Source organism: Streptomyces sp. R-74717, from assembly GCF_047305335.1.
Lineage (GTDB): Bacteria > Actinomycetota > Actinomycetes > Streptomycetales > Streptomycetaceae > Streptomyces > Streptomyces atratus.
Genome location: NZ_CP102361.1, coordinates 3466934 through 3490315, shown reverse-complemented (window position 1 = coordinate 3490315; position 23382 = coordinate 3466934). Strand labels below are relative to the sequence as shown.

Here is a 23382-nt window from a genome sequence, read left to right as displayed (position 1 = left end):
TGCAGAACACGATATATCGCGGATCGTGGAAGTCAAGGGAAGGCGAGGGCGTCACGATGCCGTCGATCGATCAAAGGGCGTCGAATATGGGCAAATTGCCCTGCCCTGTGGGACATGAATGCGACATCCCCCGTGGGGGCACTGCTGCCGTGCCGAACCCGAGAACGTACGGCCGGTGGCCCATCTGCTGGGCGAGCAGATGCTGCTCGCGCCCCCCCGGAGACGGGTGGGCCGTCCTCGTGCCCGAGGGGAAGCCCTGGCAGAACGATGGCGGGGGTACGGACGCGGAGCCGGTCGACCGGGTCGTGGCCGGCCGGGCCACGGCGCTCGCGCCTCGACCCCGTAGCGGATGTCCAGGCACTCGAAGGGCTGACCCGCCCGGACCCGGACGCCGATGCCCGCATCCGGCCGCGCGGGCTGCTCGCCGTCCTCAGCCGTATCGGCCTGGCCCTCCCGCCCGGTCCGGACCCGGACACACCCGGCGACCGCCTGTACGCGGCGGCCGACGACCGGCCCGAAGCGGAACCGATCACCTGGACCGGCCGGCGCGAGGCGGTGAAGGTTGAACTCGACGCGGTAGGGAGCAGCCGCCTCGGCCCCTGGATGCGCGGCCCCGGAGCCCGCGTACTGGGCGGCGCCCAGGTGGCGGCCGGGCTGCCGCTCACCCTCTGGGGGATGAGCCGCCGCAGTGGCGGCTGGGTCTTGGCGGGGGTCTTGCCGATGACGCACGGAGCGCTCGGACTCACCTACGACCGGTTCAGGGCCGACGGGGCCGATGGCGTCGGGCCGGCCTGACTACTCGTCCTCGTCCTCGTCGTCGAGACGGGCCAGCCAGGTGGCGAGGCGCTCGACCGGCACCTCGAAATCGGGATTGAGATCGACGAACGTACGCAGCTGCTCGGCGAGCCACTCGAAAGTGATCTCTTCCTCGCCTCGCCGCTTCTCCAGTTCCTCGATACCGCGGTCGGTGAAGTACATGCGGCAAGCCTAATGCCTGGTGACAGCCCCGCGAAGGCCGGGAGTACGTCCCCGGGCGCGGTCCGCGGCAGCCGCGCGGGCCGGTCGAGAACCGGCCCGCCGTGCCCCGGCGTCATGGTCCATGTCTCTCGCATCGGCGGCGTACTGCCGTTAGCCTGCGGGTAGTTGGGGGAACGGGGGGTTTCATGAGTGACGGCGGGGCTCGTATCACGCGTATCGAGATGCCGGACGGCACACCGGTCTGGGCGCGGATCTCCGGGGCGGAGGAGCTGACGAAGCCCGCCCGGGGGCCGGCGTTCACGGACATCGGCTATGGGGGCCTCGCCGAGCAGGTGCAGGCCCGGGTCGAGAGCCTCCAGGCCGTCGTGACCAGCGTTGCGCGTTCGCTCGCCGAGCCGTTGCGGGCGGTGCGGCCCGACGAGGTCAGCGTCGAATTCGGCATCGAGCTCACCGCGAAGGCGGGCAAGGTCGTCGGCCTGCTCGCGGACGGCGAGGCCAAGGGCGGCATCAAGGTCACGCTGACGTGGAGCGGTGGCGGTCCGCCCGTCGATCCGGCCATCCCGGCGCAGACGGGGGCGCGTGGGGCGGGGCAGGCCGTGCCGCAGGTGGCCGCGCCCCCGGCCACGCAGGCTGCCCCGCTCATGCCGCCCCCGCCCTCCTCGCCGCCCGGCCATCCGCCCGCGCCCACGGCACCACCGGCGGCGGTCCCGGGCGCATCCGCGGGGAATCCGGACGCCGGGGCATCCACCGGCGCACCGGCGCATCCGGATGGGCCCGGGCCGGACACCGGAAGCCGGTCATGACCCAGCCGCCGGGCAGGGGCGCAGGGGGCGGCTCGGAGAGTACGTACCGTGCGCTGGCGGGCCTCGTGATGGCGGCGACCGTACGCATCCATCGCCCGGAGCCCGGGTATGCCCCTGACGGATCCGACAGAGGCTTCCTGGGGAGCGGCTTCTTCATCGCCCCGAGCTGGGTCCTCACGTGCGCGCACGTGGCGATGGAGGGGGAGGGGCGTCACGTGAACGTGGTCTTCAAACCGGACCCGGGCAGCGCCGAGACCGCGGTCGAGGGCACCGTGGTCGCCGCCCTGCCCGAGAGCCGCCACGCCACGGCCGGGCCCGGCGGCGCACGGGTTCCGGCGCCTTCGGGCGGCTGGCCCGCCCCCGACCTCGCGCTCATCCGGCTGCTGCGGCCCGTCGAGCACCCCTGTGTGTACGTGACCGAGCGTCCGGCGGGCATGTTCGGCGGCGGTTCGGTCCTCTACACGGGCTGGACCGACGGCGGGTCGGGGCAGCTGACCCGGTTCAGCGGGCGGTGCCAGGTGATGGGTACCTTCGGCGACTGGGCCGAGGACGACGAACAGATGCGGCTCGACGGCGACCGGATGTACCCGGGCCTGTCCGGCGGACCCGTGGTGGACCTGGCCCGCGGCGAGGTCGTCGGCGTACTCAAGTCGCGCTCCGACGGCACGACCGGCGGGACCTCGATCGGCGTCGAGCGGCTGCGTACGCTGCCCGTGCCCCCCGGAGCGGTCGCCGCCGAGTCCGACGACCCGTACCAGGCGGTGTTCCACGCCCACGACCGCTACCACGCCGACCGGCACACCAGCCCGGTCGGCACCGATCGGACCTGGGCCGATCTCCAGCGCGAACTGGGTGCCGGAGCGGGGCTCGCCCTCAGCCCCCAGCAACGCGTCGATCTGCTCGGCCGGCTCGCCGAACTCCCGCCCCCGCTCAGCACCCGCAGCCTCCTCGACCTCCTGGACCGGCTGCCGGACACCCACCCGGCCGAGCACCACGCGGCCCCGCGCGGCTGGCGCGACGGACTGGGGACGCTGTACGACGCCCCCGGCGGCGACGGCGCACTGGAACTGATCCTGCGCTACTGCATGAGCGCCCTCTCCGCCGAACGCCCTTACGTCCTGCCGTCCACCCCGCTCGCCGAGGCAACCCTGTGGGATTGGGTGAAGCGGATGGCCGAGGACCGGCTCTCCCGCAAGTTCCGTCATGAGCTTGCCGGGCTCCGGCACAACGGCCGGCACGCCCCGGGCCTCGAACACCTGCGAACCCCGGCGCCGACGCTCGAACCCGCCAGGACGCGCAGCGCCCCGTTCGTCCTGCTGGCGCTGGAGCCGCGCGGCTGGGAACGGGACCGCTACGACTGGCGGATCGGCGTCGCCCAGCACGGCGGGGACGTCCTGCCTGTCGCCGAGGACAGCCGGGGCACCGCATCTCAGGCCCTCCCGGCCCGGCTCGCGGGCCCGCTGGCGGAGGCGTTCCGGCGGTGCGACGAACCCGACGACCCCGCCGTGCTCCAGGTCGCGGTGGACCAGTCCCTCATGGATCTGGAGGTCGACGGATGGCGGGTGCCGCCCGACGGGAGGCCGCTCGGAGTGCTGCGCCCCGTGGTCATCCGCCGCCTGGACCACAGTCAGCTCCTGGCCGATGACGGGATCGACGAGCGCGAGGCGCGCTGGAACCGGACCAGGACCGCCGCGATGAGAGCCGCCGTCGTCGACTGCGAGGACGGCATGCGGGTACCCGTACCCGTGGTGGAGGAGCTGCGCCAACTGGCGTACGAGACCGTCCCGGTGCTCTGCCGCTACGGCGAACGGACCCACCCGGAGACCGCGGCCGGTCTCGGGCGGGTGCTCGACGGAGGCTTCGGCGTGGCCCTGTGGCGGCGCCGGGCGGCCGAGCCGACCGCGGTGTGCACGGACTTTCACCGGCGCGCCGCCGACGCGGTCGCCGAGGCCCGCATCGCCGTTCACCTCCCGAAAAAAATCCATGAGTTGAGACAGGGGGTGCATGCGGGCCGTGCGGAGACGTACTGGTCGAACGGTGTCGCCCTGTACTACGAAGATCCACATCATCCCCTGCCGGGCTCCGGGCAGTTCCTTGAGGCACCGTGAACGGCCGGGCCCTTACGGCGTGTACGCCGGATCGCTACCGTGATGCACGTTCGACTGCTGCCCCTGGCGGACGAGTGACGACGAGGAACGCGTTATGAGTGAACCCAGCGAGTGGCTCATCTACCGAGGGGCCGGCGAACCGCACGAGGGCATCGAGCAGCTGCCGCCCCCGCCGCCCTGGCGGGACTTCGGGGGCCGCGGTGCCCCGGCCCCCGACGAGCAGGACGGGGACGGATCCGCCGATCGTCGCCTCGGCGGCTACCGGCACATCGCCGAACTCCACCGGCCGGGCGCCGAAGAGCTCGAAATGATCAATGCCGCGCTCTATCTGCGGCGTCCGCTGCTGGTCACCGGCAGCCCCGGCGCCGGAAAGAGCACGTTGGCCCACTCCGTCGCGCATGAGCTCGGGCTCGGCCGGGTCCTGCGCTGGCCCATCGTCAGCCGCTCCGCGCTCCAGGACGGCCTCTACCACTACGACGCGATCGCCCGGCTCCAGGATGTACAGATCGCCGCGCACAGTGCGGCGGCCGGGGCGCCCGGCGCCGAATCGGCACAGAGCGTCGGCAGCTACATCCGGCTCGGGCCGCTCGGCACCGCGCTGCTGCCCTCGGACCGGCCGCGTGTACTACTCATCGACGAGCTCGACAAGAGCGACATCGATCTGCCGAACGACCTGCTCAATGTGCTGGAGGAGGGCGAGTTCGCCATCCCCGAACTGGAGCGGATCGCCGACCGGCTGCCCGATGGCGAGGCGCAGGTCCTCGACGACGACGGCAACAAGGTGAAGGTGAGGGGCGGCCGGGTGCAGTGCCGGTCCTTCCCGTTCGTGGTGCTCACCAGCAACGGCGAGCGGGACTTCCCGGCGCCCCTGATGCGCCGCTGCATCCACCTGGAGCTCGGACGCCCCGACCACCAGCGGCTCGCGACCTTCGTACGCGCCCACCTCGGCGACGAGGCGGCACGCTCCGGGGACGACCTCATCGCCCACTTCCTGGAACGCTCCCGCAGCGAACTCCTGGCCACCGACCAGCTGTTGAACGCGATCTATCTCACCGATGCCGCCGCCCCGGCCGGCCGTGACCGCCTCGCCGATCTGCTCATCCAGCGACTCGACAGGCCGAGGTGATGCGCTGATGGCCGACGGCAAGGCGCGGCACGGACCGGACGAGGGAAGCGGCCCCGACGGTGGCCCGGGTGACGCCGTGGAGCCTTATGACCCCCATGTCCCGGGTGAGGCAACGGGCGCTGAGCCCGAAGCTCCCGGAGCTGTCGGGCCGGTGCCGGAGCCCGGTCGCGAGCCGCAGCAACAGCCGCAGCCCGACTCCGAGCCGTACGGTGGAGGCCTGCTGCCCGCATTCGTCGCCCGGTTACGCGAAGCCGGGCTGGACCCCGACGCCGAGCAGCTCTGCGACGCCCTCTGGCTGGCCCGCTGGACCCGTCACCCCGACGCGCCGGACGACGAGGACGACGCGGCCACGCCGCTGCTGTCCGCCGGCCCCGCCCAGGTGGGCCGTCCGACCGGGCGGCCCACCCCGCAGGTGACCGGACGGGACGAAGCCCCGGACCCCGCCCCGGACGACGAGCCCGCGGAGCAGCGGGACCTCGGCGACGCCGACCGGCGGATCGCCCTCTACCCCGTACCCCGCACCGCGCCACCCGGCGGCCCCCGCCCGGACGGCACGGCCGGGCGCGGACGGAGCGCCGTCCGGGGCGGCCGGGCGAGAGCGCTCACCGTCGGTGTACCCGCCGCCCCCGCCCTCCCGGCGCCGCTCGAACTCCAGCGAGCCCTTCGCCCGTTGCAGCGCTACCGCCCGGCCGTGCCCCCGCTGCGCCGCACCCTCGACGAGACGGCGACCGCGGAGCTCAGCGCCCGGGCCGGCGGGATGATCATGCCGGTGTTCCGCGGTGCTTCCCGGGGCGAGGCGCTGCTGCAGTGCGTCATGGACGCCTCGTCCTCAATGCTGGTGTGGGACCGGATGTTCGGCGAACTCCAGGAGATCTTCGGGCAGTTGGGTGCCTTCCGGGATGTCCAGGTGCGCTATCTGCATCAGGGGCCCGACGGTGCGGCCGCGGTGAGCCGCAGCCCCGATCCGGCCGCCGCACCGCTGAACTCCGCGGACCGGCTGAGCGATCCGACCGGCCGTCGTGTCACCGTCCTCGTCAGCGACTGCGCCGGTCCGCTCTGGCACAGCGGCCGGGCCCACCGGCTGCTGCACCAGCTGGCCGGACAGGCCCCGGCCGCCGTGCTCCAGCCCCTGCCGCAGCGGATGTGGAACCGCACCAGGCTGCCGGTCACCTACGGTTCGCTGTCCCGGGGTGACGGGCCCGGCGGCGCCGCCGTACTGAAGGTCACGGAGCACGCAGGAACGGGGCCCGCCGTGCACCCGGGTGCTCTCGCGATTCCCGTACTCCCTCCGGTGGAAGGTGCGTTGGCGGCCTGGGCGAGGCTGCTCTCCGGCACCGGTGCGGGGCGGATCTCCGGAGCCGTCGGCTGGGTGCGGGCCGATCAGCCCGCGGCGGCCGCGCAGCGCCCCGGCGACGGGCTGTCCTCGCTCCAACTGGTCAGCCGCTTCCGTTCCGCGGCCTCTCCGGTCGCCGGACAGCTGGCCGTCTACCTCGCGGCGGCCCCGTTGTATCTGCCTGTGATGCAGCTGGTGCAGCGCACGATGCTGCCCCACTCCGGCCCGTCCGAACTCGCCGAGGTACTGCTGAGCGGACTGCTGACGCGGAGCAGGGCCGAGGACGGGGGTGAGGGCGGCGGCCAGTGGTACGAGTTCGCGCCCGGAGTCCGGGAAGCGCTGCTCGGTCCGCTGGGCCGGGACGAGGCGCTGCTCGTGCTCAAGCACTGCTCGCAGTACATCGAGCAGCGATTCGGGAAGGGCGGGCCGAACTTCCCTGCCCTCGCCTTCGCCCAGCTCGGAGAGGGCAGGGACGGATCGTCGCGGTCCACCCACACCACGGACACCATGGGGAACAGCGCGCCCGACGGGGAGATCGAAGAGGGTGACGAGAACGGGGAGAGCGGCGCAAGCGGCGGGTCGCGCGTCCCCCATCCCTTCGCCGAGGTCGCGGTCCGCGTACTGGAGCGTTTCATGCCCCTGCCCGAGCAGTTCGTCATCCAGACCGACCGGGACGGCTACCGGAACCCCGTCCAGACGCCGAACGCGGCGGTGGAGAGCGCCCGCGTCCTCGTGCGGCACTTCGAATCGGACAGCATGGTGCAGTACCTGATCGACGCCGTGCAGCTGCTGCGGGGGGCCACGGAGCGCGAGGAGCGGCCGGGCGCCGACCCCGAACTGTGGGCGGAGTACTCGCGCTGCGTCCTGCGGCTGTGGGAGGTCCAGGGCGACGCCGAACTGCTCCGCGAGGCCGAGTACGCCGCCGAACGGGCCACCGCGCACCCCGGGGCGGCACGCGAACGGGCCGTACTGGCGAAGGTGTTGCACGCCGCGGCCGACGACCGGCGGCGGCGCGGCGACCGGCGCGGCGCACTGGAACTGCTGCGGCGCGCCGACCGCGAGTACACGGCCGCCTGCTCGGCCCCCGGCCTGGATCCCGCCGAGGCCCTCCGACTGACGCTGGAGCGGGTCCGGGCCCTGGAGGCGCAGTGGCGGCTCGACGGCGACACCGCCCTGCTGCAGGCCGCGTACGGCATGCTGGAGGCGTTCGCCGACGTCTGGCCCGACCAGGAGAACCGGCCCGCCGCCCTGCCGCTGGCGCACGGCCGGACCCTGCTGAGGCTTGCCGGGGCCACCGTCGACACCGAACAGTCCCGGGTGTACGCCGGTCAGGCGGCGCGCTCCTTGCGCACGGCGTTCGAGCAGGGCGGCGGCCGGCACACCATGGGCACCGAGGTGCGCATCCTGCTGGACCTGGTGGACGCCCTGCTCGCCTCCGGCGAGGAGCCGGACGAGGCGGCGACCCTGATCGAGCAGGCCCTGGCGACCGTACGGGAACAGCGGCTGCGCGCCCTGCTCCAGACCCGGGCCGCCCGAGTCCGTGTCGCCCGTTACGAACACACCGGGAACCCGGATGAACTCGTGGACGCGGCCGACTGGTTCGCCCGCGCCGCGCGCGGCGTCCCGCGCGACTCGCAGGCCCACGCCGATCTGCTCGCCGAATGGGGCGGCACCCTGCTGCGCCGCGCCCAACTGCCCGACGGCCGGGCGCACATCGGCGCCGCGGTACGGGTGCTGCGCGACTGCCGTACGGAGACGGCGGCGGGCGGCGCGCGTCAGGCCGAGCGGCTGCTGATGCTGGGGCGGGCGCTGATGCTGCGGCACCGGGCCACCGAGGACCGGGTCGATCTACGGGAGGCCGAGCATCTCTTCGGGCTCGCGGCCCAGGAGGCGACCGACCCGCTGACCGCGGCGCGCTGCTGGCTGGAACTGGGCCTGTCCCACCTCGACGCCTCCCGGGTGCTGAACCGTCCGGCCCGGCTCGACGAGGCGGCCGAGGCGTTCCGGGACGCGGCCGATGCGGCCGGCGCGGCAGAAGCGGAGCTGGACAGTCCACAACAGGTCCGACAGGCGGTCGAGTTGGGTGCTACAGCCAACCACTGGCGGGGTATGACATACGAGAGGGCGGGACGTCCCCGGGCCGCACGCGAGGCGTACCGGGCGGCCCGCCGGGAATGGCGCAAACTGCCGGACGGCGGCGGCGCGGCGGGCGAGGCGACCGCCGAGCGGCTGGCCGAGCTGGAGCGCTGAGTGCCGGGCAGCGAGCTTTCGGGCGGGGTGGCCCCGGTGTGATGCGCTGTGGGCGGCGCGCGCTGTGCACGACCGGCGCACGACCGACGCCGGTCGATGGCATGCTCAAGAAGGCGTATGCCCGGTAGTGCGGGGCATCGGTACAGATGTGACCGGTGCGACTCATACCGGAGCCGGCAGCACGTGCGCCATCGCAACGCGAGCAGATGTAAGTGTGTCAGGGACGGGCTCAAGGGCATGCGCTCAACGGCGAGCGAGTCACCGCGAGGCCCGACGCGGCAGTACGCAGTACGGGGAGGCGTGATGAGCGAGTCGATACGCAACGGCGGGCCGGACGGTGGGCCGTCCGGCGGGCCGGATGCGCTGCCGGATCTGCTGGAACTCGATCTGGAGGCGTTGCGGACACTGGACCACCCGGTGCTCAGCGAGGTGGTCGCGGATCTGTGCGGCCGGGCCGAGCAGCCGCGGGAGATGCTGTGGGGATTCAACAACGCCTTCTGAGGCGGGGTGCCCCGCAGCTCCGCGGGACGGGGCCGGAGCCGCAGGGTTTCGGTCCGGGACCCGGTTGAACAGGACATCGCGGCCCGGGACGGGTTTGCCCGCACGGCAGGCCTGGGATACTCGCCTCGGGCCGGCAACGGGGGCCGTCCCGGCAGACATGCAGCACGGGGGTGCCGGAGTGTCTCGACAGGCGACGCCGCGCACACCACGGCGCGTGGACACCGGTGCCGTCGGCCGACTCCCGGTCCCCTTCGGCCAGTTCATCGTCAAGGTGCACGGCCGGTGCAATCTGGCCTGCCGCTACTGCTACCTCTACGAGGGCCCCGACCGCACCTGGCGCGCCCGCCCGGCCACCGCCGCACCCGCCGTCCTGGAGCGCACCGCGGACCGGATCGCCGAACACGCCGCGGCCCACGGACTGCGCAACGTCGCCCTCGTCCTGCACGGTGGCGAACCTCTCCTCGCGGGCGTCGACCGGCTGGCCGCCCTCGCCGACCGGGTACGCGACGTGGTGCCCGCGGACTGCGCCGTCCACACCACCGTGCAGACCAACGCCACCCTGCTGACCGACGCCCGCATCGCCGTCCTCGGCCGGCACGGCATACGCATAGGCATCAGCCTCGACGGCGGTCTGGCCACCCACAACACCCGGCGCACCGACCACGCGGGACGACCCTCCTGGCCCGCCGCCTCGCGTGGCGCCCGGCTCCTCGCCGACCGGCACCCCGACGCGTACGCGGGCATCCTCACCGTTGTAGACCCGCAGACCGACCCGGTCGAGATGTACGAGTCGCTGCTCACCCTGCGCCCACCGGCCCTGGACCTGCTGCTGCCGCACGGCAACTGGACGAACCCCCCGCCGGGCCTGCCCGATCCGGGGGCGGCCCCCACGGGGCCCGGACCGGACCGCCCGACCCCGTACGGCGACTGGCTCACCACCGTCTTCGACCGCTGGTGGCCGACCGGGCGCAGGGAGACCCGGGTACGGCTCTTCGAGGAGTGCATCGCCCTGCTGCTGGGCCTGCCCGCCGCAACCGAATCCCTCGGTCTCGACCCCGTCAACGCGATCGTGGTCGAGACCGACGGGACGATCGAGCAGGTGGACTCCCTCAAGTCCGCCTACGACACGGCCGCCGCCACCGGGCTCGACATCTTCTGCCACACCTTCGACGATGCCCTGCGCCACCCCGGCGTCGCCGCCCGGCAGGCAGGCGCCGACGCGCTCGCCGCCGCCTGCCGCGCCTGCCCGCTGCTGAACGTCTGCGGCGGCGGCCACTACGCACACCGCTACCGCGCAGACAACGGCTTCACCAACCCGTCCGTCTACTGCGCCGATCTCGAACGGCTGGTACGCCACATCGCGGGCCGGCTGTACGACGCAACCGCAGGAGCACACCGATGAGCCCCCCACTCCCGAACCACATGCTGCGCCAACTCGGCCGCACCGAGGGCGATGCCGAAACCCTCCGCTTTCTCGTACGCGACCAGGACACCCGCCGGCTCCTCCTTCTGCGCGCGCTGCTCGACGCAGCCGAGGCCGCCCCCATGACCATCTGTCCGCCCCGGGCGCTCGACCGGCTGCGCCAGGACTGGGCGCTGCTGGAGACGGCCGAACGCGCGGACCGATCCGCTGTGCGCACCGTCCTGTTCCACCCTCTCGCCGGGCCCTGGGCGCAGCGCTGCCTGCGCGGCCTCACCGGAGCCGCCTCCGGCACCGGACTTCCGGCAGACCTCGACCACTTGAGCGCACTCGCCGCCGCGGCGGCGATCCGGGCGGGAGTTGCGTTCACGACCCGGCTCACCGCACACGACGGCCTCCTCCCGCTGCCCACCCTGGGCGCCCTCCGCACCGCCTCGGGACCGGTCGACATCGCCTTCGCCGAAGGCGAAATGGCGGTGGGTGGGGCCGACGGCCGGCCACCGCTCACCGTACATACGGAACGGGACGGAACGGCCGGCTCGGCCGACCCGCGCTGGCTGCCCGTGCAAGCGCTGCCCGCCGTCATGCCCGGTATCGGACCCGTACCCCTGGACGACGTCGACCCGTACCGCACCGAGGGCGGCGGACTCCGACGCCACGGACTCAGCGCCGCCACCCATATCGACGACCACGAGCGCAAGGCCTGGACCGAGTCCTGGTCCGGAGTGGAGCCTTTGCTCCGCATCGGCGGCGAGCACCGCCTGACCGAAGCGGCCGTGCTGTTGCGCTGTCTGATACCGCTCGGCCCCCCGCCCGGCTCAGGGCCCACCGGCGAGGGCGCGGCGCACTGCAGCGGCACCAGGCGCGAGGCGTTCGGCGCCGTCCTCAGCAGCAAGCCGGCCACCCCCGCCTACTTCGCCTCCACGCTCGTCCATGAACTCCAGCACACCAAACTGGCCGCGCTCGGAGCCCTTGTGCCGCTGCACCACGAGGACGCGACACCACGCCACTTCGCCCCCTGGCGCTCCGACCCCCGGCCCTTCGACGGCCTCCTCCAGGGCGCCTACTCGCACATCGCACTCGCCGACTACTGGCAGCGGTTCGCGCTCGGCGCGCAACGCGTCACCCATCGCGACCTGGCCTGGGCCGAGCACGCCCGCTGCCGCGAACAGGTCGGGGCCGTACTGCCCGTGCTGGCCGGATCGGCGGCGCTGACCAGCGAAGGCCGGGTGGTGGTCAACGAGATGATCACGCTCTACCACCGTCTGGACGATTGTCCGCCTCCCACGGGTCATCTCGCGCGCGCGGAGGCGTACGTGGCCACCGCCAAGGTGATATGGCAGCAGAGGAACGGCTCGCGAAGGCAGTGAGCGGCCCCGTGATACCGGCCGGAGCGACCATGCTCCGGTGTATGTTGACAAGGCTCGCATCGAGGCAGGGAGACGGTTGAATGCCCGGAACGCGTAAGCAAGTTGGAACAACCGGGGCGCAGACCGTCACCATCAGTTTCGCCGGTTTCAACCGCGCCTGGGCGACGTGGATCGGAGACCGTCTGGAGCGCCGTGGAGTGACAGTCGTCCACCAGCGCTGGGACCCCCCGGTGGAGGTTCCGCTGGAGGAGTCGCTGCGGGATCTGACGCTGTCGCGCGGCCGCGTCCTGGTGATCCTCAGCGACTGGTACTTCCAGCTCGGCCCCCGCACCCACGACGAGTGGAACAGGGCCCTGCGCGAGGTCGTCGCCCCTGACCCCGACCGCTTCGTCGCCGTCAGCGTCACCACCTCCGCGCTGCCCGGCGCCACCTCGGTCTTCGGCGCCGCGGACCTGACCAACGTCGGCGCCGACGAGGCCGAGCGCCGGCTGCTCGTCCGCATGGGCCTGTCCACCGACCCGCTGCCCGAGTCCGTCGAGGCCGGGCAGGGGCCCCGGTATCCGGCCGACACCCCCGAGGTGTGGGGCGGGGTGCCGAGGCGCAACACCCGGTTCACCGGCCGGGAGGAGCTGCTCAGCAAGGCGTACCAGGCCCTCCAGGACGCCGGACCCGGCGCCGGGGTCGTGACGCTGCACGGCATGTCCGGTGTCGGGAAGACCCAGCTGGCCGCCGAGTACGTCTACCGTTTCGGTTCGGAGTACGACGTGGTGTGGTGGGTGCCCGCCGACCGCCGCGCCCTCTACCGCCAGAAGCTCGCCGAACTCGCCCCCGAACTGGGCCTGTCCACCGGCGCCGAGTACGGCGAGCGGCTGCGCGCGGTACGCGACGCGTTGCGTCGCGGCGAACCCCATTCCCATTGGCTCCTGGTCCTCGACGGCGCCGATGAACCCGAACACATCTGGGACCTGGTGCCGACCGGCCCCGGACATGTCCTGATCACCTCCCGCAACCCGGAGTGGAGCGAGCACAACAGCAACCTCGTCGAGGTCCCGGTCTACGACCGCGAGGAGTCGGTCGCCTTCATCCGCCGCCGGGCCCCCCGCCTGACCCCGGCCGAGGCCGACCAGCTCGCCGACGCACTCGAAGACCTCCCGCTGCTCCTCGACCAGACCGCCGGCTGGCTCAACGACTCCGACATGTCGGTCGAGGAGTACATCGAGCTCCTCGAAGGCGGCATCGACCAGGACGTCGTCAAGGTCTCCGCGGACTTCCCGCTCGCCTTCCAGACCGCCTGGTCGATACTGCTGAACAAGCTCAAGGACACCGTCCCCGAGTCCGTCGACCTGCTGCGCCTGTGCAGCTTCTTCGCACCCGGCTCCATCCCCGTACGGCTGCTGAAGGAGATGCCCCCCGGCGAACTGCCGGAACAGCTCTCCGGCCTGATGAACGACCCGCTGCTGTGGAACAGGGCGATCGGCCAGCTCCGTCAGTACTCCGTGGTCCGTCTGGAGTCCCACGAATCGGTCGTCGACGAGGCGTCATCCGGCGAATCGCTCTACATGCACCGCATGGTCCACCAGATCATCGGCAAGGACATGCCGGAACGGGACCGCCAGGAGTTCATCGATGTGGTCCGCCGGGCCCTCGCGGCCGCGGACCCCGGCCGGCCCACCGACACCCGCCTGTGGCCCGCCTACGCCGAGATCACCCCGCACCTGAAATGGGCCGACGTGCTCCGGAGCACCGACCCGGCGGTCCAGACCCTGGTGCTCAACTGCCTGCGCTACATGTACCTCTCGGGGGAGTACCGGGCCGGCATCAAGCTGGGTGAACGCGCCATGAAGGCCTGGCGGGAACTCCTCGGCGAGGATCACCCCAGGGTCTGGGACCTCAGCTACAACTACGCCAACGTGCTGCGGGCCGTAGGTGACTACGCCGGTACGGAAGCCATCGAACGGGCCGCTGTCGACCATCTGCGCAACGAACGCGGCGCACAGGACCTGGAACACCTGCGCGCCGCCGGTGGCCTCGCCGCCGACCTGCGCGGCCTCGGACGCTACGACGAGGCGCTGGAGATGTCGACCTGGATCCTCGGCGCCTACCGCGAACTGCTGGGCGACCAGGACTCGCGTACGCTCAACGCGCAGAACAATCTGGGCACTTCGATGCGCCTGCTGGGCCGGTACGAGGAGGCGCTCGAACTCAATCGGCGCACCCTGGAGTCCCGGCGCCACCTGCTGCGCACGCGCCACAGCTGGACGCTCTACTCCGAGATCAACTACGCCACCGACCTGCGCCTGCTCGGCAGGTACGGCGACGCCCTGTCGCTCCAGAACCAGAGCGCCCGGGTGCACCGGCTGGTCATGGGCCCCGACAACCCGCAGACCCTGCGCGCCGAGCACAACCTCGCTCTCTGCCAGTACCGCTCCGGGGAGCGTGCCAAGGCCGCGGCCCTGTTCACCCGGGTTCTCGAACGGTGTGAGCGTGTGCTGGGCGAGAACGATCCGCTGACGATGATGTTCGCCGCCAGCCAGAGCTTCTTCGCCCGTGAGCACGCCGACATCGACCGGGCCAGGGACATAAGCGAAAAGGTCGTCGGCGGTTATGTGGACATGCTCGGCTCGGGACACCCGTATGTGGCGGGAACCCGGGCCAACCATGCCCTGATCCTCCGCAACGTGGGGGAGCGGGACCACGCGCACACCCTCCTGGAGGAGGCGCTCGCCGACATGGCGCACGCCGTGGGCGAGAACCACCCCTGGACGCTGGGCTGCGCCATCAACGCCTCGGCGCTGCGCAACCTGGTGGGCGACCCGGAAGCCGCAGCCGCGCTGACGGACTCGGTCGTCACCCGGGCCATCGAGGTCCTCGGCCGGACCCACCCGCTGACCCTCTCCGCCCGGATCGCGCACGCCGCCGACCTGCGCGGTGTCCGGGACCGGCAGCGTGCGGACAAGATCGAGACGGAGGCGCTGGGTGACCTGGTGGCGACGCTGGGCGCCCAGCATGTCCACACGATCTCGGCGCGCTCCCGCAACCGTCCGTACTGGGACTTCGAACCACAGATGATCTGACATGGATCAGGCGAAGCGACGAGCAGTGTGATGGATCGTCAGTACCTTTGTGTGGCAGGCCTGTTGGAGTGCAGAAGGGGGACGAATGGCGGTCATTGTGGGGTCCGTAGTGCCCGGGGAGGACGGCCCGATACCCGTCGTGGTGGACGCCGAGGCGTACACACGCACCGGGGCACCGCCTGTCGACGCCGACTCGCTCTACGACCTGGAGGAGACCCGGGACGGCGGCGCCGCGCGGCGGGCTCTCGGCGCGGCCGGGGACCTGTACGGGGAAGGGCTCGATCTGGCCCGTCGATGCGCGTCGCAGGCCATGCGTCGGTTCGGTGATCTGGGGGAGGGGCTGCGGCCCGACGAGGTCGAGCTCCAGGTCGGCATCACCTTCGAGGCAGGTGTGGCGGCCGTGGTGAAGGCCGGGGCGGAAGCCCAGATCCAGGTCACCTTCCGCTGGCAGCCGGGCCAGGAGGGGCGGGCCGACTCCACGGCGGTGAACGCTTCATGAGTGGGGCCTCCTCGCCCGCTACCCCGCCCCGGCCGACGTCACCGATCCCCATCCTCCCGTACAGCCGAATCGTCGGGCAGGGCGAACTGAAACTCGCGCTGGAGCTCAACTTCATCGCCCCGGGCATCGGGGGCGTCCTCATCTCCGGGCAGCGTGGCACCGCCAAGTCCACCGTCGTACGCGCCTTCGCGCTGATGTCCGGCGGCACGCTGCCTGTCACCCTGCCGATCAACGCCACGGACGACCGGGTGCTCGGCGGCTGGGAGCTGGACGCCCTGATGCAGGGGGACCCGAAGAAGCAGCCCGGACTGCTCGAAGAGGCCCACGAGAAGGGGCTGTTGTACATCGACGAGGTCAACCTCCTGGACGACCACATCGTCAACATCATCCTGGATGTCGTCTCCACCGGAGTCCTTTCTGTCCAGCGGGAAGGCATGGACACCACCGCGCATGTTTCCTTCGGGCTCGTAGGCACCATGAACCCGGAGGAGGGAAGCCTGCGCGCCCAGTTGCTGGACCGCTTCGGGCTGATGGTGCCGACGGCCGAACTGGACATAGAGGACCGGCACCGGATGATCAGCACGGTGCTCACCTTCGAGGAGGAGCTCCGCACCGACGACTCCGCCTGGATCCGTGCCGCGGAGCAGGACAACGAGCGATTGCGCGGCCGGCTGCTTGCCGCGCGCGACCGGCTGCACCGCGTCCGGCTGGACGAGACGGTGACACGGCTCTGTGCCGAGGCCGCCGCGCGGACGGGTGCCGTCGGACAGCGCGGCGACCTGCTCGTGGCCCGGGCTGCCCGCGCGCTGGCCGCGAAGGACGACGCCGGGCGGGTCGGGCCCGCGCATGTGCGCCGAGTGCTGCCGCTCGCCCTGCGCCATCGCCGGCCCGAGTCCGCCCATGGTTCGGCCTTCGGCTGGGGACAGGACGAGGACGCCGCCGTCAGCGACCTGTTCGGCTGAGCGCCGATGTCCGCCCGGCCACCGCAGCCCGCGCTCGCGCAGGAGTCCGACGAACTGTCCCGCCGGCTGCTCACCGTGCTCGTCTGCGCCGCGCTCGAACCGGGGCTGCCTGGAGTCCTGCTCTTCGACCTGCCGCCGGAGCACCTCTCCGCAGTCACCGACGTGTTCGCCGGACTGGTCCGGATGGCTGCCGGGGATCCGCCCGGCACCCCGGTGCAGCGGTCTACGCTCAACGCGGCCACTGCTGACGAGGACCTGTGGTTACGTCCCCGAGTCCGCCGCGGCCCTGAAGGCATCGAGTTCACCGTCGTGCCCGGGCCGTTGACCGGGACGGGCACCGGCGCCTCGCTCGTCGTCGTGCCCGATCTCGCCCGGCTGAGTGTGCCCGGGACGCGCGCCGGCGTCCAGCTCCTCGGAGCCGATGTCGCCATCGTCGAGCAGACCGGATTCCGCCACCGGTGGAGGCCCCGCGAGCGCTGGCTCGCCGTCTGCCGCACCGAGGATGTCGAGCAGGTCTCGCCGCACCTCCTGGACCGCTTCCCACTCCGCCTCGCCGTCCCCGGTCTGCGGCCGGAACCGGAACCCGAACCGCTCGGTCCGCTCCCCGCCGCCTGGGCCGCGGCCCTGGACCCTCGTGGGCCCCGTCCGTCCCTGCCCCTCGACACCGAAGTCCCCCCACGCGTACTGGAGATGCTGGAAGCCCACGACGGCACCGGGCACCGAAGGACGCTCGCCCTGGCCCGCACCGCCCGCGCCCTCGCCCGACTGGAGGCAGCCGAAACAGGTTGTCACGGAGCCGGCGGTCACGGCTCCAGCCCTCACGGCTCCGCCCTTCAGAGCCCCGACCCGTTCCATGTCACCGCCCACCACGTCGACCGTGCCGCCCGCCTCATCCGGCTCCGTACCGTGCACCGGCCCTCCATCCCGCCAGGGTCCGGCCCCGGCTCCACCGGTCCGGATCTGCCAGAGCCCCGCCGGGTGGACGGCCGCCCCGCGCCCGGCGCGAACCAGGACCGGCACGACGTACCCGGCACACCCGTCCACTCCCCGGGAGCCGAAGAGCCGATCGGAGCGGCCAGCGCACCGCTGCCGGAGGACCGCATGCCGGTCGGTACGCCGTACCCCGAGGACACCGCAGGACCTCGGGCGGAAGGCAGCGAGCTGCGCAACCCCGCCCCGCGCCCGGCCGGCGCGCCCCGGACCGGGCGGGGACCCGTCGTCGGGGTGCGGCGTGCCCGTGACCTCTGGGACCTCGCCCCGGTCCGTACGGCAATGGAAGCTGCCAAGAACCGGGCGATCCGCGAGGGCCGCGACCGGCTGGTCATCGCTCCGCAGGACCTGCGCGGCTATGTCCGGGCGCCCGAACCGGTGACCCTGCTCACCCTCGTGCTCGACCACACCTGCCACCGGGACTGGGACTGGCACCCGGCGCTCGAACCGTTTCTGCAGTGGGCCTATGTCACCAGGGCCTCCGTCCAAGTCATCGAGGTCGGCAGCGGGGCAGCCGCCGACGAACTGCGGGCCGAGTCCTTCGCGGCCCGCTCCACCCGGGACCCGCGGATCGCTGTCGCGCTCACCCGGCCGCCCGGCCGCGCCACCCCGCTCGCCCACGGCCTCGACCAGGCAGGGCGCGCCCTGCGCCACGCCTTCCAGCACCACCGCACCGGACTCGTCGAGGCGCTCCTGGTGGTCGTCACCGACGGGCGTGGCAATGTGCCGCTCGCCGCGACGCACCGAGGCCGCCAGGACCGGGCCCCGGTGGGGCGGGCCGGGATCGAGGACGCTTTGGCGGCCGCCGGACGGATCGGCTCACTGGGCCGGACCCGGCTGCACTGCGTGGTCGTCGACCCGGGACACCGTCCGTACGCCGCTCTGCCGAGCGAACTCGCCCACGCGCTGCGCGGCAGGGTGATCGCGGGACGGCTGGACGACGAGGCGGTGAACCGTGCGCGATGAGCCGCTGCGGGCGATCCGGCGTCTCGGCCGACTGGCCGGGCAGGTGCTGCCCGCGCCACGCGCCGTCGCACCCGAAGGGGCACGGACCGGGCACCCGCAGGGGCTCGGCGCGGCGCCGGTGCACGCGAAGCAGCTCCCCACCACGACCTACGCCAGGGTCAAGGTGAAGCGTCACCACACACCGCACGGGGCACGGGAGGCCTTCGGCTTCGAGGCGTACTGTCCCGGAGTGCCGCCCCTGGAGTACCGCTCGGGCGAAGGCCAGCGACGGCCGCAGGCCATCAGCCTCGGCAACGCCCGCCAGGGCGGCGAGCCGCCGTCCGAGCTCCTGCGGTCCATCCGTCGCTGGTCCGGACACCAGCGCCCGCTGACCGACTGGATCAACCGCTGCCGCGCCGCCCACCAGGATGCCCTTCAGATCGTGTTCCTCGACCAGACCGGCTTCGACCTGCCGTGGGAGGCGCTGACCCTGCCCGCCGCACCGGAGGCCGGGCTCGCCGGCGGGCTGCTGGGGGCGCTCGTCGACATGGCGCGCTGGCTCGATGTGCGGCACGGACGGGACGACTTCCCGGCCGACGCGGCCGCTCCTGTCGGCAGTGTCCTCGGGTATTTCCACCACGACATGCGCTCCGACATGACGGTCTTCCACGGCTACGACCATCGACCGCACACCGGCATCGTCAGCTTCCTGAACAGTCTCGACGCGCACGACGCCGACCGGACCGGGCTGGTCTACATGGGCTGCCACGGCACTTTCGCCGATCAGCTCAGCGAACTCACTCTGGCCGACGTCACTTGGGCCGAGTACAGCGATCAGGAGATGGCCCTGCTGAGCAGGGACGGTTCACTGGTCTGTCTCAACGCCTGCCACTCCGGACGCCTGCTCGACTACGACGGCGACGGCCGACAGTATCTGCGCGGATTTACCGAGATCTTCCTCGGCAAGGGGGCGGGTGGCTGCATCGTCACCGCCGGAAAAGTCGGCGACGCCGAGGCCGGCAAGCTGATCCGTCAACTGGTCGAGACCGTGACCGCGGATCCCGCCCGCCCGGTGGCCCGCGCGCTGCGCGCCTTCCGCGCCGGGGCGCTCGCCGAATTCGAGGCCGGTGGAGGAGCCCGACTCCGGGCCGGGGACGGCATCCCACTCCAGGTCAGGGACGACGGCACCTTCGACGCGAGCGGACAGCGCCACGTCCTGCGGCTGCTCTACAGCCTGATGTTCCAGTACTACGGCCACCCCCTCAGCACCCTGCGCCTCACCGGCCCCCACGAGCACGGCGCGCGGGCGCGGGAGGGGGCCCAGCATGAGCGGTGACGAGCGGTCCCTGCTGATCGAACCGGTCGTGGGCTGGCTGCGCGAGGTGGAGCCGGGGCTGGTCCACTACGTCAGCGTCGACCTACGCGGCCCCCTCGACGCCGGGAACGAGCACGACAGCGAGGCGTGGCCCTACGACGAGGAGGAGTTGGCCTTCAGCGTGTCGCTGGACGGTGCGCCGCACTTCGTCTGTGAAGTGCTCGACGACCCCGGCGTCGTACTGCACCGGTTCGGCGGTACGTACGGCCCTGCGCGGTTCGTTGTCACGGCGGGCGAGGCCATCGGGCCCGCCGTGCTGCGGCTGACCATCTCCAACCAGTGGGGCATGCCGGTCCGCAAAGCCGAACTCCCCTGCCGTGTCAGGGAAGCGGCGTCGGACTCGAAGACGTCCCGAGCGGTCGCCGGACGTCTGCCGGGGCCGCCGCCCGGGCCACGCCCGGACACCGCACGGCCGTTCGACGGGTTGAGGGAACCGGAGGAGGACGGAGCGACGATCGCCGATGCCACGGCCGCGCCGCCGGTCAGGGCGACCGGGCTGCTGCGTGCTTTCCTGGAGCAGCTCACCAACCGTCGTGCGCAGTCACCGACGGGCGAGGCCACGGCTCGGCCGCCCGTGCCGCCGGCGCTGGAAACGACGCGGCCACCGGAAATCTCGGCCCAGCCCGAGGCCCGATCCGAGGCCTCGCCCGACAGGCAGCCCGATCCGCAGCCCGGCGTCAGCAGCGCGGTCACGATCAGCTTCGCCGACTTCAACCGCGCCTGGGCGGCGTGGATCGCGGACCGTCTGGAGCGTCGCGGAGTGCGGGTGGTTCTGCAACGCCGCGAGCCGCCGGGGGAAGTACTGCCGCCGGACGTGCCACCGGTGGAGATCCTGCGGCACCTGCTCCTGTCGCCCGGCCGCATCCTGCTGCTGCTCAGCGATTGGTACATTCAGCCCGGTCCGGACAGCCACGGGCAATGGAGCCGGGCCCTGCGCGAGGTCGTCGCGCCCGCCCCGGACAGGTTCGCGGCCGTCTCCCTCACCACCTCGGCGCTGCCCGCCGCGACCGCCGTGCTGCGTCCCGTCGGCCTCGTCGGCGTCGGCGAGGCAGAGGCCGAGCGACGGCTGCTGAACCGGCTGGACCTGCCCATCGACGCACTGCCCGAACTCGCCGCGGCCGGGGCGCGACCCCGGTATCCGGCCGATATCCCCGAGGTGTGGGGCGGGGTGCCGCGCCGCAACACCCGGTTCGCCGGACGCGACGAACTACTGAACCGGACGCAGCAGCTGTTCGTGGACGCCGGGCCGGGAAACGGCAGGGTCGCCCTGTACGGGATGTCCGGCGTCGGTAAGACCCAGCTGGCCGCCGAGTACGTCTACCGCTTCGGCTCCGAGTACGACGTGGTGTGGTGGGTGCCCGCCGACCGACGCTCCCTCTGCCGCCGGCGGCTCTCCGAACTCGCCCCGGCACTGGGTCTGTCCACCGGCGCGGAATACGGTGAACGGCTGCGCGCGGTGGCCGACGCGCTGCGCCACGGCGAACCGTACTCGCACTGGCTCCTGGTCCTCGACGGAGCCGACGACCCCGAACAGATACGGGATCTGGTGCCGGCCGGGACGGGCCATGTCCTGATCACCTCACGCCATCTGGGATGGGGCGAGCACGACAGCGCTCTCGTCGAGGTCCCGGTCTACGAGCGCCAGGAGTCGGTCGCCTTCATCAGCCGCCGCGCCCCGCGTCTCACCCCGGCCGAGGCGGACCGGCTCGCCGAGGCGCTGGAGGATCTGCCGCTGCTGCTCGACCAGACCGCGGGCTGGCTCAACGAATCCGAGCTGACCGTCGATGAGTACATCGAACTCCTCGCGGACGGCATCGACGCGGGCGTGGTCAAGGTTTCCGTGGACTTCCCGATCGTCTTCCGGACCGCTTGGGCGATCCAGCTGAACCAGCTGAGGGAAAGCGATCCAGAGGCCTTCGAGCTCCTTCGTCTCTGTGCCTTCTTCGCGCCCGGCTCCATCCCGGGACAGCTGCTGAACCGTGCGCAGCTGCCTGGTTCGCCCGTCGACGAATCCGGCCGCATCCGAGCCATGCGCCAGCTCCTGCGTCACTCGGCCGTCCGGCTGGAGACCAGCTCCTGGCCGATCGGCGACGGCGAAGCGCTCCAGCTCCACCGGGTGCTCCACCAGCTCGTGCACAGCCAGATCTCCGAGGACGACAGAGCCCCCTACCGCGCCGCCGCCCGGCACGCCCTGGCCGTATCCGACCCCGGTGACCCTGCCGACATCGATGCCTGGCCGGTGTACGCCGCCCTCACCCCGCACCTCAAATGGGCGGAGGTGCTGGAGAGCGCGGACCCGTCGGTGCAGCGACTCGTCCTCAACTGCCTGCGCTACATGTACCTTTCGGGAGAGTACGGCAGTGGAGTACGGCTCGCCGAGCCCGCCATGGAATCCTGGCGGTCACTGCTCGGCGCGACGCACCCGCGGATCTGGGACCTCAGCCACCACTACGCCAACCTGCTGCGCGCGCTCGGTGACTACCTCAGGAGTGAGGGCGTCGAACGCATGGCGATCGTCTCTCTGCGGGCCGAGGGCAGGGAGACGGACCCGGAACACCTGAGAGCGGTCGGCGGCCTCGCGGCTGATCTGCGTGGGCAGGGGCGCTACCAGGAGGCGCTGGCCCTTTCCGTCTCGATCAGGGACCGCTGCCTGACCCTCTTCGGCCAGGAGGACGGCCGTACGCTGAACGCGGACAACAACCTGGCCGTGTCGCTGCGCCTGCTCGGCCGGTACGAAGAGGCCCTGGCACTCGACCGGCGCACCCTCGCCCTGCGCCGGACCGTACTGCGCACGGGCGCGCCGGCCACCCTCTACTCGGAGATCAACTGTGCCATCGATCTGCGGCTGCTCGGGCGCTACCAGGAGGCCGAGAAGGAGCTGAGCCAGACGGTCCGCAGCCATCTGCGACTGATCGGGGCCGGTAATCCCCAGACGTTGCGCGCCCAGCACAGTCTCGCCCTGTGCCGGTACGCCATGGCGGGAGCGGCGGTGGCCCTGCCGCTGCTGATCGATGTACGGGAGCGCTGCCTGCGCATGCTCGGGGAACACGACCCGCTCACCCTGCTGATCACGGCGAGCGGCGCCTGCGTGGAGCGGGAGGCGGGCGACCCCGGGCAGGCGCGGGCGCTCCATGAGCAGGTGGTGGCGGGCTACCGGCGGATGCTGGGTCCGGAGCATCCGTACACCATCGGCACGCAGGGCAACACGGCCTTGATGCGATGGACGCTCGGGGACCACGACATCGCGCGCCACGGGATCGAGCAGGCCCGCACCCTGATGGCCCGTGAGGTGGGGGAGGACCACCCGTGGGCGATCGGCTGGGGGCTGAACGCGACGCTGGTACGGATCTGGACCGGGCAAGAGGCGGCCGCGCGAGAGCTGGGCCGGGAGTGCGCGGCCAGGGCGGCCACCGCGCTGGGGACCCGTCATCCGCTGGCCGTCGCCTGCCGGGCGGCCTACGCGATGACGCTGACGACCGACGACCCGCCGTTCCAGCCGTTCGAACCGCTCATCATCTGAGCACCGTTCGACGGTTGTTGCGTCGGGGGAGCGCTACGTCCGATGAGCGTGCCGTCCCGGGGGCGCTGCGGCTGAGGCACGAGTCCGCCCAGCCCGAAGGGCCCGGCCCCGCGATCAACTCGCGGAAC

At 72.4% G+C, this 23382-nt stretch carries 14 protein-coding genes and 1 pseudogene; 14 read left to right on the top strand and 1 reads right to left on the bottom strand.

What is annotated here, in order from left to right; translation table 11 throughout:
- Positions 1 to 114: 114 nt before the first annotated feature.
- A pseudogene (locus tag NRF20_RS15570) lies at positions 115 to 795 on the top strand (hypothetical protein).
- Here the strand turns inward: NRF20_RS15570 and NRF20_RS15565 are convergent.
- Complete coding sequence (locus tag NRF20_RS15565) at positions 796 to 978, bottom strand: DUF6104 family protein (protein WP_014176503.1); 183 nt, start codon at positions 976 to 978, stop codon at positions 796 to 798.
- A gap of 185 nt (positions 979 to 1163) precedes the next feature.
- On the opposite strand from NRF20_RS15565, the gene NRF20_RS15560 reads away from it, so the two are divergent.
- The 13 genes from NRF20_RS15560 to fxsT (NRF20_RS15500) all read left to right on the top strand — a co-directional run bounded on the left by NRF20_RS15560 (position 1164) and on the right by fxsT (NRF20_RS15500) (position 23254).
- Positions 1164 to 1781, top strand: a complete 618-nt coding sequence (locus tag NRF20_RS15560; protein WP_413752762.1) for a CU044_2847 family protein — start codon at positions 1164 to 1166, stop codon at positions 1779 to 1781.
- Entirely contained in the window at positions 1778 to 3889 is a 2112-nt protein-coding gene (locus NRF20_RS15555; protein ID WP_398631120.1) for a trypsin-like peptidase domain-containing protein, read from the top strand. Before NRF20_RS15560 ends, NRF20_RS15555 begins: the two co-directional genes overlap by 4 nt.
- 94 nt (positions 3890 to 3983) lie before the next feature.
- On the top strand, positions 3984 to 5015 hold the full coding sequence (locus NRF20_RS15550) for an AAA family ATPase (protein ID WP_398631119.1): 1032 nt from the start codon (positions 3984 to 3986) through the stop codon (positions 5013 to 5015).
- A gap of 7 nt (positions 5016 to 5022) precedes the next feature.
- Entirely contained in the window at positions 5023 to 8598 is a 3576-nt protein-coding gene (locus NRF20_RS15545; protein WP_413752761.1) for an SAV_2336 N-terminal domain-related protein, read from the top strand.
- 303 nt (positions 8599 to 8901) lie between these two features.
- On the top strand, positions 8902 to 9099 hold the full coding sequence (fxsA, locus tag NRF20_RS15540) for an FxSxx-COOH cyclophane-containing RiPP peptide (RefSeq protein WP_398631118.1): 198 nt from the start codon (positions 8902 to 8904) through the stop codon (positions 9097 to 9099).
- A gap of 157 nt (positions 9100 to 9256) precedes the next feature.
- Complete coding sequence (locus tag NRF20_RS15535) at positions 9257 to 10501, top strand: FxsB family cyclophane-forming radical SAM/SPASM peptide maturase (RefSeq protein WP_413752760.1); 1245 nt, start codon at positions 9257 to 9259, stop codon at positions 10499 to 10501.
- Positions 10498 to 11889 carry an aKG-HExxH-type peptide beta-hydroxylase gene (locus tag NRF20_RS15530; RefSeq protein WP_398631116.1) on the top strand — a complete coding sequence of 464 codons (1392 nt, stop codon included), beginning with the start codon at positions 10498 to 10500 and terminating at the stop codon, positions 11887 to 11889. Before NRF20_RS15535 ends, NRF20_RS15530 begins: the two co-directional genes overlap by 4 nt.
- A gap of 80 nt (positions 11890 to 11969) precedes the next feature.
- Positions 11970 to 14963 carry an FxSxx-COOH system tetratricopeptide repeat protein gene (gene fxsT / locus NRF20_RS15525; RefSeq protein WP_398631115.1) on the top strand — a complete coding sequence of 998 codons (2994 nt, stop codon included), beginning with the start codon at positions 11970 to 11972 and terminating at the stop codon, positions 14961 to 14963.
- Between the two features lie 85 nt (positions 14964 to 15048).
- Positions 15049 to 15462, top strand: coding sequence for a CU044_2847 family protein (locus NRF20_RS15520; RefSeq protein ID WP_398631114.1), 414 nt, complete (start codon positions 15049 to 15051; stop codon positions 15460 to 15462).
- On the top strand, positions 15459 to 16424 hold the full coding sequence (locus NRF20_RS15515) for an AAA family ATPase (protein ID WP_413752759.1): 966 nt from the start codon (positions 15459 to 15461) through the stop codon (positions 16422 to 16424). Before NRF20_RS15520 ends, NRF20_RS15515 begins: the two co-directional genes overlap by 4 nt.
- Positions 16425 to 16430: 6 nt before the next feature.
- Positions 16431 to 18380 (top strand): hypothetical protein, encoded by a 1950-nt coding sequence (locus tag NRF20_RS15510; RefSeq protein ID WP_398631112.1) that lies wholly within the window; start codon positions 16431 to 16433, stop codon positions 18378 to 18380.
- Entirely contained in the window at positions 18370 to 19695 is a 1326-nt protein-coding gene (locus NRF20_RS15505) for a CHAT domain-containing protein (protein ID WP_398631111.1), read from the top strand. The genes NRF20_RS15510 and NRF20_RS15505 overlap by 11 nt, the downstream gene beginning before the upstream one ends.
- Positions 19685 to 23254 (top strand): FxSxx-COOH system tetratricopeptide repeat protein, encoded by a 3570-nt coding sequence (gene fxsT, locus NRF20_RS15500; protein WP_413752758.1) that lies wholly within the window; start codon positions 19685 to 19687, stop codon positions 23252 to 23254. Before NRF20_RS15505 ends, fxsT (NRF20_RS15500) begins: the two co-directional genes overlap by 11 nt.
- Positions 23255 to 23382 lie beyond the last annotated feature (128 nt).

Bases quoted from the DNA above. Each gene is read 5' to 3' on its own strand.
- NRF20_RS15565 (WP_014176503.1), bottom strand. From the start codon at position 978: ATGTACTTCACCGACCGCGGTATCGAGGAACTGGAGAAGCGGCGAGGC.
- NRF20_RS15560 (WP_413752762.1), top strand. From the start codon at position 1,164: ATGAGTGACGGCGGGGCTCGTATCACGCGTATCGAGATGCCGGACGGC.
- NRF20_RS15555 (WP_398631120.1), top strand. From the start codon at position 1,778: ATGACCCAGCCGCCGGGCAGGGGCGCAGGGGGCGGCTCGGAGAGTACG.
- NRF20_RS15550 (WP_398631119.1), top strand. From the start codon at position 3,984: ATGAGTGAACCCAGCGAGTGGCTCATCTACCGAGGGGCCGGCGAACCG.
- NRF20_RS15545 (WP_413752761.1), top strand. From the start codon at position 5,023: ATGGCCGACGGCAAGGCGCGGCACGGACCGGACGAGGGAAGCGGCCCC.
- fxsA (WP_398631118.1), top strand. From the start codon at position 8,902: ATGAGCGAGTCGATACGCAACGGCGGGCCGGACGGTGGGCCGTCCGGC.
- NRF20_RS15535 (WP_413752760.1), top strand. From the start codon at position 9,257: ATGCAGCACGGGGGTGCCGGAGTGTCTCGACAGGCGACGCCGCGCACA.
- NRF20_RS15530 (WP_398631116.1), top strand. From the start codon at position 10,498: ATGAGCCCCCCACTCCCGAACCACATGCTGCGCCAACTCGGCCGCACC.
- fxsT (WP_398631115.1), top strand. From the start codon at position 11,970: ATGCCCGGAACGCGTAAGCAAGTTGGAACAACCGGGGCGCAGACCGTC.
- NRF20_RS15520 (WP_398631114.1), top strand. From the start codon at position 15,049: ATGGCGGTCATTGTGGGGTCCGTAGTGCCCGGGGAGGACGGCCCGATA.
- NRF20_RS15515 (WP_413752759.1), top strand. From the start codon at position 15,459: ATGAGTGGGGCCTCCTCGCCCGCTACCCCGCCCCGGCCGACGTCACCG.
- NRF20_RS15510 (WP_398631112.1), top strand. From the start codon at position 16,431: ATGTCCGCCCGGCCACCGCAGCCCGCGCTCGCGCAGGAGTCCGACGAA.
- fxsT (WP_413752758.1), top strand. From the start codon at position 19,685: ATGAGCGGTGACGAGCGGTCCCTGCTGATCGAACCGGTCGTGGGCTGG.